Raw genomic sequence first — 11,595 nt, 5'->3', positions numbered from 1 at the left:
ACCGATGGTGTTATTCTCCGCCGTCATTCCGGAGCACGCCGAAGGCGTGAGCCCGGAACCCAGAACCGATGCACGTCGTCGTGAAGCGAGCCGGCGCCCCGTGCCTTCTCAAGCAGCGGCATCGGTTCTGGGTTCCGGGCTCGATCCTTCGGATCGCCCCGGAATGACGGCTGAGCCTCAGCCGTAAGCGGGGGAACAAAGGCCGTTGGTATCAGTCGACGATGAAGAGCTTGGCGCCCTTGGTCGTGCGCGAGCGATGCGCTTCGGCGCCGTCGGCGACCTGATAGCTCATGCCCGGCGTCAGCACCGAGACGCGGCCATCCTCCAGCGTCGTCTCCAGCTCGCCTTCGAGGCAGAGGATGACGTGGCCCTTGCTGCACCAGTGGTCGGCGACATAGCCCGGCGAATATTCGACGATGCGGACGCGGATCTGATTGTCCTGCGGCCCGAAGAAACGCGTGCGCCAGGTCGCCTCGCCCTCCTCGCCGGCATGGCGGGTCGGCTCGACCTGCGACCAGTCGACCGTGGAAAAGGCGATCTCGGACATCTTCATGGAGGTGGCTTTCTCTTGGACGTGGCTTGCGCTTCAGGTTGAAGGCGGATGCGGCATAGCTCAGGCGACGCTGAGGCCTTCGACGCCGTGCTTGCGGATGAGGTCAGCAATGAAGCCCGAACTTCTGGCGGCCTCGACGAATTTCGTGAGATAGGGGACCGCATCGCCCGTCGCCTTGGGAACGCCGATCGCCTGCTGAACCGCCATGAACCGGCCATCGAGGATGCGTGTACCGGGTGCCCGCGCCACATCGCTGTTGAGCCGCGGCCGCAGGCCTGCGAGCGCATCGAGCTTCTTGTCGCTGAAATCCGCCAATGCCTCGTCCATCGTCGTCGAGCGCACCAGCTCGGCATGGGCGATGTTGCGATCGAGCCAGAGGCCATAGGCGGTGCGGCCAGTGACGGCGATCCGGACGCCTGCCGCATCGACCTCGGCCGGGCTCCGGAAACGCGATTCCACTGGCACGAGATAGGTCGCCTCGATCGCGGCATAGGCCGGCGTGAAGCTGATCACCTCCGCGCGCTGCGGCTCGGCCCCGATCAGGCCGATATCCCATTCGTCGCGCCCTGCGGCATCGGCCAGCAGGCCCGGCGATTCATAGGGCACATAGCGCAGTGCGACGCCAAGCGTGTCGGCAATCGCGCGGGCCATGTCGGGCGAGACGCCGGCAGGGCCGCCATCAGGCGTGCGGCTCGATACCAGCAGGAAATTCGACAGGTTGATGCCGGCGCGCAGCACGCCACCGGGCGCCAGACGCTCGCGCAGCTCTGCCGGCATCGTGCCGATATCGGGGCGGAATGACATGGCGGCGTCCTTTGTCGTGACAGAGCCTTGCGCGAATGCCGCGTAAGGATGCCGCACTGCCAGACACCGGACTACACGATATCCCGGGGCTCGCGCAGCTGCCTGGCGCGCATCCCGGCTATGAGCGTCGCCTCAAGACGCCGCGATCAGCCGAAATGGCAAGCCAGCGCACCAGCCGCCACAGTGCGCAACGGGGGCCGTTCGACCCGACAGATATCGGCCGCCATGGCGCAGCGCGGATGGAAGGCGCAGCCGGGCGGCGGCGCGATCGGGCTCGGCACCTCGCCCGACATCGGCCGGCGCGCGCGATTGGGCTTCTCGACATCGGGAATCGTCTCGAGCAGCAGCCGCGTATAGGGGTGGCGCGGATTGCCGAAGACCTCATCCGCCGGCCCCGTCTCGACGAAGCGACCGAGATACATGATCGCGAGCTGGTCCGACATGTGCCGCACGACCGAGAGGTTGTGGCTGATGAAGAGATAGGTCAGCCCGAACTCCTTCTGGAGTCTGACCATCAGGTTGAGGATCTGCGCCTGCACGGAGACGTCGAGCGCCGAGGTCGGTTCGTCGCAGACCAGGAAATCGGCCTCGGTCGCAAGCGCACGCGCAATCGAGATGCGCTGGCGCTGGCCGCCGGAAAAGGCATGCGGATAGCGGGAAGCATCGGTACGCGACAGGCCGACGATCTCCAGGAGGTCGCCGACGCGCTGCGTGATCGCCGCCTCGTCCTGACGCAGCTTCAATTCACGGATCGGCTCGGCGATGATGTCGCCGACGCGCCAGCGCGGGTTCAGCGAGGCGTAAGGGTCCTGGAAGATCATCTGCACGCGCGGCGGGCCGATCGTGCCGTCGATGCGGGTGATATCGGAGAAATGCAGCGCACCTTCGGTCGGCCGCTGCAGGCCCACCACCATGCGCGCCAGCGTCGATTTCCCGCAGCCGGATTCACCGACGATGCTGAAGGTCGTGCCGCGCTCGACCGTGAAGGAGACGGTCTCGACCGCGCGCAGGATACGGCGCGGCTCGCGCGTCAGCAGGCGCGACAAAGCCGGAGCCGAGACGTCGAAACGGCAGGAGGCATTGGAAACGGTGAGGATGGGGCCGCTCTCACGCATGCGCCGGCTCCATCAGCGGGAAATGGCAGGCGGCGGCATGGGCCGAGACCGGCAGGCCGGGCTTGTGCTCGCGGCAGAACCCGCTTGCGAACCGGCAGCGGGGATTGAAGGAACAGCCGTCCGGAATGGCGTTCAGGCGCGGCATTGCGCCGTCGATCTGGTTGAGGACGGCGTTGCGGGTGTGGACGCTCGGGATCGAGGCCATCAGCCCTGCGGTATAGGGGTGATGCGGCCGGCGCGTGACCTCCGCGACCGGGCCGATCTCGACGATGCGCCCGGCATACATCACCGCGACCCGGTCGGCCGTCTCGGCGATGACGCCCATATCATGCGTCACCAGCATGATCGCCGTGCCGTGCTCGCGGCAAAGGCGCTTCAAGAGCGTCGTGATCTGCGCCTGGATCGAGACGTCGAGCGCCGTGGTCGGTTCGTCAGCGATGATCAGCTTCGGCTCGGCGCAGAGCGCGAGCGCGATCACCACGCGCTGGCGCATGCCGCCGGAAAACTGGTGCGGATACTGGTCGATGCGCGTTTCGGCGGCAGGGATGCCGACCTCCTTCAGGAGATCGAGCGCGCGCTTGCGCGCCTGCGCCTTGCCGACCGGGAGATGCGTCAGGATCGTCTCGACAAGCTGGTCGCCGACGGTCAGCAGCGGATGCAGCGAGGTCAGCGGATCCTGGAAGATCGCGCCGATCTGGCGGCCGCGCAGCTTGCGCATCGGCTCCGGCGGGAGATTGTCGATGCGCAGCCCGTCAAGATGGATCGAGCCGCCGCTGATGCGTCCCGGCGGATCGAGCAGGCCGATCACCGCCGTTCCGGTCAGGGATTTGCCCGCGCCGGATTCGCCGACCACGCCAAGGATTTCGCCGGGCGCGATGTCGAAGGAGACGCCGTCCAGCGCCGTCAACGGGCCAAGGCGGCCATCGAAGACGATGCGGAGATCCCGCACCGAGAGCAGCGGCGAAGCGACGGCGCTCATATCCCCACTCCCGCGCGTTCGACCGGATAGCTCGAGGAGAAGATCTCGCTGGCGGCTGGGTGACCATGGGTGCGCTGCGGATAGCGCGCCATCACGCCTTCGAACTGCGTCTGAGCACGGAGCTTGTCCGCCGCCTCATCGACACCCGGGATCACGCGCTCCTCCATCACGAAGCGTCCGTCGATGATCACGGTCGCGAAATCGCGGCCATGACCGGCGAGCAGCATGGTCTGGATGGGGTCGATGACCTGGCCGAGATGCGGGCGGTCGAGATCGAAGACGGTGATGTCGGCGCGCGCTCCCGGCTGCAGCCGGCCGAGATCGGGACGGCCCAGCGCCTCGGCCCCGCCGATCGTCGCCGCGTCGTAATAGTCCTCACTGCGCACCGCATGGACGCTGCCGGCCATGGTGCGGGCCAGGATCATGCCGACCTGCAGGTTCATGATCATGTCGGGCGGGCTCGTATCCGTGCCCATGGCGAGCTTCACCCCCATCTCGCGATAGCGGCCGAAATGGTCGATGGCGTTGCCGTGCCGGCCTGAGACCAGCGGGCAGTGCACGATCGTGGCGCCGGCATCGCGAATGATCTCGAGGTCGCGGCCGGGGCGTTCGACATGACGGCTGCCCGAGACATAGGTGCCGTGCGGCAGCAGCGAACGCTGGTCGAGGAAGCCGAGGCTCCGCAGCCATTCCGGCGGGCTCATACCGTGCTGGGCCAGGACGAGGTCGTACTCGATCTTCGATTGGCAGCAATGCAGGCGCACCGGGACCTTCAGGGCACGCCCGGCAGCTGCCGTGCGACGCAGCAACTCGGCCGTCGACGTCTCGATCCGGTCGGGCGCCAGCATGGTGCGGATCAGCCCGCCGGCCGCGCCTTCGTTGCGCTCGCAGAAATCGATCGCGGCCTCGAGTTCGGCCAGCCCGCGCGGCTCGTCGTAATGCGTGGTGATGCGGCCATCGGCCTCGACCAATTGATTGCCGGTGCGATAGGCCGGGCCGAGATAGGTGCGCAGGCCAAGCCCGGCAGCTGCTTCCGCCGCATCCTGGAACTCCTCGGGCGTCTCGCCCCAGGCGCGGTAGAACAATGAGGCGATCGGCAGCGCGGTGGTGATGCCGTTGCGGATCAGCGTGGCGAAGGCGTGCTTCTTCTGGAAAGCCAGCTCCTCGCGCGAATACATCTCATAGGGGCCGGCTTCGAGATAGGAGCGCGGCCAGACGCGACCCTTCTTCCAGGCCGGCTGGTTGTCATAGGCCAGGATCGTGGTGTCGAGATCCGAGAGCGCATCGCAATCGACGAAGCCCGGCCCGATCAGCGCATTGCCGTAGTCGATACGGCTGGAAGCCTCGCCGGGAAAACCATGGCCGACGAAGACGATCTCGCCATCCTCGAAGACGATCTCGCCATTCTCATAGAGGCGATGGCGCCCCTGCGCGTGGCCGACGAGCCAGCGCGCGGTGAGCAGGATGCGCCCTTCCGGGCGTTTGGCGGCGCGCAGGCTCACGGCGCGGTCCTGATCGAGACGCCGTCGCGCGCGACGACCTTGCCGCACTTGACGACGCGGCGCCTGGGTGAGCGGGTGACGATCGCTTCCGCGACAGTCTCGCCCGGCAGGATCACGACATCGGCGTTGCTGCCCTCAGTCAGCCCGTAGCCTTCGATCTCCATCACCTTGGCGCCCTCGCTGGTGCAGACGTCGAGCGCCATCCTGAGTTCGTCGTCGCGGCGGAAATTGTTGCGCAGGCCGACGAACATGGCGCGCTCCAGCATGTCGGCATTGCCATAGGGGCCCCAGGTGTCGCGGATGCCGTCATTGCCGGAGCAGACGCGCACGCCGGCTTCGATCAGCTTGCGCACCGGCGGGGCCGGGCGGCTGGCGGGCGCCGTCGTCATGATGGCGATATCGAGTTCGGCGAGCTCAGCGGTCAGCGGATCGACCAGCGCGGCATCGACACCGAGGCAGAAGGCGTGGCTGACCGTGACCTTGCCCTTCATGCCAAGCGCACGCGTCCGCTCGACGATCAGGTCGAAGGAGAACAGCCCCATTTCGCCGGGCTCGTGCAGGTGGATGTCGAGCGGCCTGCCGTATTTCTGGCAGAGCGCGAACACGGCATCGAGATGGCCCTTGGGATCGCGGTCGATGGCGCAAGGGTCGAGCCCGCCGACGATCTCGCAGCCGGCCTTCATCGCCTGGTCCATCAGCTCCAGCGTGCCCGGCCGGCGCAGCAGGCCCGATTGCGGGAAAGCGACGAGCTCGATGTCGACGATGTCGCGATACTCGTCGCGGGTGCGCATAACGCCTTCGACGCCCCACATCCCATGCTCGGTATCGACATCGACATGGCTGCGGATATGGGTCGAGCCCATCAGCGAGGACTGGATGCTCTGCCGGGCCGACTGGCGATAGGGGTCGATGTTCAGGCGCTTCTTGTTCTCGCGCTCGTTGTCGATCTTGTCGAGGAGCCTGGGGCCGACCTCGTTCTTGTACCAGGGCAGGCCCCAGAGGCTCTTGTCGAGATGGGTATGCGCCTCAATGAGGCCGGGGATGACGATCTCGCTGCGACCGTCCTCGACCGGCACACCGGCAGGGGCCTCGATACCCTGCGCGACCCGCGTGATGCGGCCATTCTCGATCAGGATATCGGTGGTGGCGCCGGCATAGGGTCGGACATTGCGGAGCAGGAGTGAGGCGGTCATCGCAGGCGTTCCTCGTCTTGTCTTGTCAGCGAAGTTTCGGGTTCAGCGCGTCGCGCAGCCAGTCGCCCAGCAGGTTGACCGAGAGCACGATCAATCCGAGCTGGAGCGATGGGAAGACGACCAGCCACCAGGAGCCGGAAAAGAGATACTGGTTGCCGATGCGGATCAGCGTGCCCAGCGAGGGCTGGGTGATCGGCATGCCGACGCCCAGAAAGGAGAGCGTCGCCTCCGACAGGATGGCGAGGCCGAGATTCAGCGTTGCCGCCACCATCACCGGGGTGAGCGTGTTGGGCAGGATATGGCGGGCCATGATGCGTGTCGCCGCGACCTTGATGATGCGGGCGGCGAGCACGTATTCCTTGCGCCGCTCGACCATGGTCGAGGCGCGGACCGTGCGGGCATATTGCACCCAGTTGGTCAGCGAGATCGAGACGACGAGCACGACGGCGGCGAAGGGCTCGCGCAGCGCCGGCGGCAGAAGCTCCCGGAAAATGGCGCTGACCAGGATCGCCATCAGCAGCGTCGGGATCGAGAGCACTGTATCGCCGAGCCGCATCAGCAGGTTGTCGATGCGCCCGCCATAATAGCCGGAGACCAGTCCGATGCTGACGCCGAGCGCCATCGAGACGATGACGGCGGCGAGCCCGATGATCAGCGAGACGCGCGTGCCGTAGAGGATGGCCGAGAGCACGTCGCGCCCCTGCGGATCGGTGCCGAGCAGGAAAGGCCACTCGCCATCCCTGGCCCAGATCGGCGGGATCTCGGCCTTGTCGATGAAGATCTGCGAGAGGTCGTACGGATTCTGGACTGCGATCAGCGGGGCCAGCAACGCCGTGGCGATCAGCAGGGCGAGCACGATCGCCGAGAGCCAGGCCGCCGGCGTGCGCCGGAAACTCCAGCCGATATCGCTGTCGAGGAAGCGCCGCAGGCGGCCGGGTTTTGCGGCATCCAGGGCCTTTGCAGACTCAACGGGCATTGGCGGCTCCCGAGATCGCATCCTCGCGCAGGCGCGGATCGACATAGGCGTAGAGCAGGTCGACCAGCGTGTTCAGTGAGACGAAGATGAAGGAGACCACGATCAGATAGGCCGCCATCACCGGGATATCGACGAAGGTCACGGCCTGGACGAAGAGCAGGCCCATGCCCGGCCACTGGAACACCGTCTCGGTCACCAGCGCGAAGGCGATCAGATTGCCGATCTGCAGCCCCGTCACGGTGATCACCGGCATCAGGCAATTGCGCAAGGCGTGGCGGAAGTGGACGGCGCGCAGCGTCAGCCCGCGCGCCCGGGCGAAGCGGATGAAGTCAGTGCGCATCGTCTCCAGCATCTCGGCCCGGACCAATCGCATCACCAGCGTGATCTGGAAGAGCGACAGCGTGATGCCGGGCAGGATCAGCGCCAACCGGCCGGAGGGCGTGAGAAAGCCCGTGCTCCACCAGCCGATCTGCACGACCTGGCCGCGCCCGAAGGCCGGCAGCCATTGCAGCGTCACCGAAAACAGCAGGATGAACAGGATGCCGAGTGCAAAGCTCGGCAGCGAGACGCCGAGCACGGAGATGAATTGCAGGGATTTGGCGAGCCAGCTGTCGCGCTTGATGGCGGTGTAGACGCCCAGCGGAATCCCGACCGCGAGCGAGAGAAACGTCGCCACCAGCACCAGCTCGAAGGTCGCGGGGAAGCGCTCGGAGATCAGCGTGAAGACCTCCTGCTGGTTGCGGTAGGAGATGCCGAAATCACCGTGCAGCGCATTGCCGACGAAGGTCGCGAACTGCAGGACGAAGCCCTTGTCGAGCCCGAGCCTGATCCGCAATTCGTCGCGCTGCGCCTGGCTCGCCTGCTCGTTCAGCATCAGTTCGACGGGATCGCCGACGAAGCGGAAGATCAGGAAGGCGAGGAAGGCGACCGCAAGCATGACGCCGGCCGCGTTCAGGAGGCGTTTGAAGAGGAAGGCCGGCATCGTCGTTCTGCTCCCTAAGCTCCGAGACACCTTCCGTCATTCCGGGGCTTCGCCCAGCGAAGAACCCGGAACCCACGACTGGGTGCCGCGAGCACAAGCGACGATTGCAGCCGCTCGCCCGGTCGTGGGTTCCGGGTTCGCGCCTTGGGCGCGCCCCGGAATGACAGCGACCTCACTTCATCGTCGTCAGCCACAGCCTCGGCTTGTTGTCGGACGCCTGCACGGTGGCTGCCACGGTGTTGCGCATCGCCCAGGCCATCGGCTGCTGGTGCAGCGGGATGAAGAGATGCTCGGCCTTGGCGATCTTCAGCGCCTCCATCATCATCGGAATGCGCTTGCCGTTGTCGAGCTCGACGCCGGCCTTGTCGATCAAGGCATCGATGCGCGGATCGCCCCAATTGCCCCAGTTGAACACGCCGCCCGAACCGCTCTTCGAGCGCATCACCTGGATCAGGATCGAATAGGCGTCGATCATCGGCTCATTGGCCCAGCCGAAGGAGATCACGTCGAACTCGCCCTTGACGCGCTTGGGCGTCTGCTGGCTGCGCGGGCCGAGGCTCAGATTGGGCCGCAAGCCGGCGCGCGACCACATGGAGGCGACCGCCTGGCAGAACTCCTCTTCATTGACGAGACCGTCGCTCTGGCAGTTCATCTGGAAGGAGAAGCCGTTGGGATAGCCCGCCGCCGCCAGCAGCTTCTTGGCGCCATCGAGGTCGAAGGGCAGGCGCACATCCTGCGAGGGCTCATAGCCTGGAATGGCCGGAGCGATCAGGGCGCCGGTGTTGCGCGACAGGCCACGCATGGCGCGCTTCTGGACGGCGTCGATGTCGATGGCGCGATAGAGCGCCTCGCGGACGCGAATATCCTTGAGCGGGTTCTTATCCTTCACATCGCTCTCGAACAGCGTGTCCTTGAGATTGAGCGCGAAGATCACGGTGCGCAGTTCATTGGTCTGCAGCACCTTGACCTCGGGCGAGGCCGAGAGGCGCGGCAGATCCTGCAAGGGCGCGACATTGGTGAAGTCGATCTCGCCCGAGAGCAGCGCCGCGACACGGGTCGAGGCCGAGGCGATCGGCAGGAACTCGATCGTGTCGATGTTGTGCTGAGGCTTGTCCCACCAGTTCGGGTTCTTGGCGTAGACGGTCTTGGCATCGGCGCGGCGGCTCTCGACGATGAAGGGGCCGGTGCCATTGGCATTGTCGGTGGCATAGCCCTTTACGCCCTTGCCGGAATCGGTCGGCAGCAGCGAATTGTTGGCGACGAGCCAGGCCTTGTTGAAGATGAAGATGTTGGTGAGGTCGTTGAGCAGCAGCGGGTAAGGGCCGTTGACCTCGATATCGACGGTGTAGTCGTCGATCTTCGTCGCCGATTTATAGGCCGGCAGATTGCCCTTGAGCGGCGAGTCGGGATGCGTGACCCGCTCCAGCGAAGCGACGACGTCGTCGGCCGTGAACGGGTTGCCGTTGTGGAACTTCACGCCCTGACGGAGCTTGAAGCGCCAGACCGTCGGCGAGACCGTCTCCCAGGACTCCGCCAATGCCGGCTCGATCTTGAGATCGCCGGTGTAGCGCACCAGCCCCTCATAGACATGGTTCAGCACCGAGAGCGTGAAGGTGTCGCCATAGGAATAGGGGTCGAGTGAGGCGATCTCGCGCGCCGCGCCCCATTTCAGCGTCTTCGCCTCGGCCGCGCCGGTCAGCGCGAAGGCGGCAATGGCCGCCAGCATCCAAGCTCTCTTCATCGAAACTCTCCCTTTCGATGAGCCCGCTGCGCGTCTTCGGCGCTCGCCCGGCCCGCCACCCTCGTCGATGCCGCATTATCAGCCATGCTGACATTTTTTGCGGCAATTCGTGTGCGATTAATCATCAATCTTGCATACGATTGCAATATCGTATTGTATGCGATTATTGAAGACAAGCGAAAAACTGGAGCGGAGCCGAATCCCGTGACATGGAGTGAGCCTCAGAGGGCTGAACCAGGACAGAAACGGGCGACGATGACCGATTCCCGCCAACCCGGATTGCGCGCGCAATCGGTATACAGAGCGCTCCGGCGCGCCATCATCGAGCAGGCGCTGAAGCCCGGCATGAAGCTGCCGGAGGATTCGATCGGCGAGCAGCTCGGGGTCAGCCGCACCCTGGTGCGCGAGGCCTTCGGCCGCCTGGCCGTCGAAGGCCTGGTCGAGCTCAAGCCCAATCGCGGCGCCTCGGTGGCCTATCCGACCCTGGAGGAGGCGCGCGACGTCTTCGACGTGCGCCGGGGGCTCGAGCGCCTCGTCGCCGAGAACCTCGCCGGGCGGCTCACCGCCGCGCAAGCCGCCGAGCTCGAGGACCATGTCCGGCAAGAGGACAAGGCGCATGGCCAGGATGGGCCGGAATCGATCCGGCTCGCCGGCGAGTTCCACATCAAGCTCGCCGAGATGACCGGCAACGCCCTGCTGCTGCGCTATGTCCAGGAGGTCTCCTCGCGCTGCTCGCTGATCCTGGCGATCTATGGCCGGCCGCACTCCTCGGAATGCGCAGTCTCGGAGCACCGCCAGTTGATCGAGGCCTTGCGGGCGGGCGATGGCGCACGCGCCGCCCAGCTGATGGACCATCATCTCCAGGCCGTGGTGACGCGGGCCCTGCTGACGCCGCGCGCCGAGCGCGACATCCGCGACCTGCTCGCCCCCTATGCCCTCAGCGAAGGACTGAACCCGCCGTGACCGAGCTGTCGACAGAGCCAAAGCCCATCGAGGCGGCCGCGCCGGTCGTCACCTTCGATTTCGCGAAGCTTTCGCCGCGCGAGCGCTACAAGCTGCTGATCGGTGCGGTCGTGCCGCGCCCGATCGCGCTGGTGACCACGGTCGATGCGCAAGGCGTCGTCAACGCCGCGCCGTTCTCCTTCTTCAACTGCCTCTCGGCCGATCCGGCGATCCTGGCGCTCGGCGTCGAATACCGGCCGACCGGCGGGCAGAAGGACACCGGTCGCAATGTCCGCGAGACGCTCGCCTTCACCGTCAACATCGTCTCCGATGCACTGGTCGAGGGCATGAACATCTGCGCCGTGCCGTTCGAGCCCGGCACCGACGAGCTGGCTCAGGCCGGCCTTACCGCCATGCCCGGCGTCAAAGTGCCCTGCCCCTGGATCGGCCAGGCGCCGGCAGCCTTCGAATGCCGCCACCACACCACGCTGGGCATCGGCAATTCGCGCGAGATCATCCTGGGCGAGGTCGTCTATGCGCATTTCCGCGCCGATACGATCGATGCCGAGAAGCTCTATGTCGACCCTGCCGCGCTCGACGCCGTGGGTCGCATGGGCGGCCATGGCTATGCGACGACGCGCGACTATTTCGACCTGCCGACCATGTCGACCGCGACCTGGCAGTCCGATCCCGCCGCGGCGAACCGGCGGCGCTAGCCGTCGGCGCCAACTGGTCCTTCACGGCGAGGGGCAAACGGGGCTAAGTCAGGGCGGGCGGCGCAGGCTCGCGCCGCGCCCTCTCGCGAAGC

At 66.2% G+C, this 11,595-nt stretch carries 11 protein-coding genes; 2 read left to right on the top strand and 9 right to left on the bottom strand.

Annotated elements, in window-relative coordinates; genetic code table 11:
- Positions 1 to 211: 211 nt before the first annotated feature.
- The 9 genes from CYD53_RS19250 to CYD53_RS19210 all read right to left on the bottom strand — a co-directional run bounded on the left by CYD53_RS19250 (position 212) and on the right by CYD53_RS19210 (position 9,845).
- Positions 212 to 553 (bottom strand): DHCW motif cupin fold protein, encoded by a 342-nt coding sequence (locus tag CYD53_RS19250; protein ID WP_069689482.1) that lies wholly within the window; start codon positions 551 to 553, stop codon positions 212 to 214.
- A 60-nt stretch (positions 554 to 613) separates the two neighbouring features.
- Entirely contained in the window at positions 614 to 1,357 is a 744-nt protein-coding gene (locus tag CYD53_RS19245; protein WP_210202376.1) for a transporter substrate-binding domain-containing protein, read from the bottom strand.
- A 146-nt stretch (positions 1,358 to 1,503) separates the two neighbouring features.
- A complete protein-coding gene (locus tag CYD53_RS19240; protein ID WP_103719702.1) occupies positions 1,504 to 2,472 on the bottom strand; it encodes an ABC transporter ATP-binding protein in 969 nt (322 codons plus the stop codon).
- The gene (locus CYD53_RS19235; RefSeq protein WP_103719701.1) at positions 2,465 to 3,451 is read right to left on the bottom strand and encodes an ABC transporter ATP-binding protein; all 987 of its coding nucleotides are present in this window, start codon (positions 3,449 to 3,451) and stop codon (positions 2,465 to 2,467) included. Before CYD53_RS19235 ends, CYD53_RS19240 begins: the two co-directional genes overlap by 8 nt.
- Entirely contained in the window at positions 3,448 to 4,953 is a 1,506-nt protein-coding gene (locus CYD53_RS19230) for an amidohydrolase family protein (RefSeq protein ID WP_245928330.1), read from the bottom strand. The genes CYD53_RS19235 and CYD53_RS19230 overlap by 4 nt, the downstream gene beginning before the upstream one ends.
- Positions 4,950 to 6,146 (bottom strand): amidohydrolase family protein, encoded by a 1,197-nt coding sequence (locus CYD53_RS19225; RefSeq protein ID WP_103719700.1) that lies wholly within the window; start codon positions 6,144 to 6,146, stop codon positions 4,950 to 4,952. The genes CYD53_RS19230 and CYD53_RS19225 overlap by 4 nt, the downstream gene beginning before the upstream one ends.
- A gap of 25 nt (positions 6,147 to 6,171) precedes the next feature.
- Positions 6,172 to 7,122 (bottom strand): ABC transporter permease, encoded by a 951-nt coding sequence (locus CYD53_RS19220; protein ID WP_103719699.1) that lies wholly within the window; start codon positions 7,120 to 7,122, stop codon positions 6,172 to 6,174.
- On the bottom strand, positions 7,112 to 8,104 hold the full coding sequence (locus CYD53_RS19215; RefSeq protein ID WP_103719698.1) for an ABC transporter permease: 993 nt from the start codon (positions 8,102 to 8,104) through the stop codon (positions 7,112 to 7,114). Before CYD53_RS19215 ends, CYD53_RS19220 begins: the two co-directional genes overlap by 11 nt.
- 172 nt (positions 8,105 to 8,276) lie before the next feature.
- Positions 8,277 to 9,845 carry an ABC transporter substrate-binding protein gene (locus CYD53_RS19210; RefSeq protein ID WP_103719697.1) on the bottom strand — a complete coding sequence of 523 codons (1,569 nt, stop codon included), beginning with the start codon at positions 9,843 to 9,845 and terminating at the stop codon, positions 8,277 to 8,279.
- A gap of 255 nt (positions 9,846 to 10,100) precedes the next feature.
- Here CYD53_RS19210 and CYD53_RS19205 point away from each other — a divergent pair, with 255 nt between their 5' ends.
- Together CYD53_RS19205 and CYD53_RS19200 are read left to right on the top strand one after the other, a co-directional pair.
- Positions 10,101 to 10,808, top strand: coding sequence for a GntR family transcriptional regulator (locus CYD53_RS19205; protein ID WP_103719696.1), 708 nt, complete (start codon positions 10,101 to 10,103; stop codon positions 10,806 to 10,808).
- The gene (locus CYD53_RS19200) at positions 10,805 to 11,503 is read left to right on the top strand and encodes a flavin reductase family protein (protein ID WP_245928329.1); all 699 of its coding nucleotides are present in this window, start codon (positions 10,805 to 10,807) and stop codon (positions 11,501 to 11,503) included. The genes CYD53_RS19205 and CYD53_RS19200 overlap by 4 nt, the downstream gene beginning before the upstream one ends.
- The last annotated feature ends 92 nt before the right edge of the window (positions 11,504 to 11,595 follow it).

Source organism: Allobosea psychrotolerans (assembly GCF_002917105.1).
Taxonomy (GTDB): domain Bacteria; phylum Pseudomonadota; class Alphaproteobacteria; order Rhizobiales; family Beijerinckiaceae; genus Allobosea; species Allobosea psychrotolerans.
The sequence above is the reverse complement of the archived record's forward strand: the minus strand, read 5'-3'. Positions and strand labels throughout refer to the sequence as shown.

Coding starts and splice junctions, on each gene's coding strand:
- CYD53_RS19225 (WP_103719700.1), bottom strand. CDS start 6,146: ATGACCGCCTCACTCCTGCTCCGCAATGTCCGACCCTATGCCGGCGCC.
- CYD53_RS19245 (WP_210202376.1), bottom strand. CDS start 1,357: ATGTCATTCCGCCCCGATATCGGCACGATGCCGGCAGAGCTGCGCGAG.
- CYD53_RS19210 (WP_103719697.1), bottom strand. CDS start 9,845: ATGAAGAGAGCTTGGATGCTGGCGGCCATTGCCGCCTTCGCGCTGACC.
- CYD53_RS19250 (WP_069689482.1), bottom strand. CDS start 553: ATGAAGATGTCCGAGATCGCCTTTTCCACGGTCGACTGGTCGCAGGTC.
- CYD53_RS19235 (WP_103719701.1), bottom strand. CDS start 3,451: ATGAGCGCCGTCGCTTCGCCGCTGCTCTCGGTGCGGGATCTCCGCATC.
- CYD53_RS19205 (WP_103719696.1), top strand. CDS start 10,101: ATGACCGATTCCCGCCAACCCGGATTGCGCGCGCAATCGGTATACAGA.
- CYD53_RS19215 (WP_103719698.1), bottom strand. CDS start 8,104: ATGCCGGCCTTCCTCTTCAAACGCCTCCTGAACGCGGCCGGCGTCATG.
- CYD53_RS19220 (WP_103719699.1), bottom strand. CDS start 7,122: ATGCCCGTTGAGTCTGCAAAGGCCCTGGATGCCGCAAAACCCGGCCGC.
- CYD53_RS19240 (WP_103719702.1), bottom strand. CDS start 2,472: ATGCGTGAGAGCGGCCCCATCCTCACCGTTTCCAATGCCTCCTGCCGT.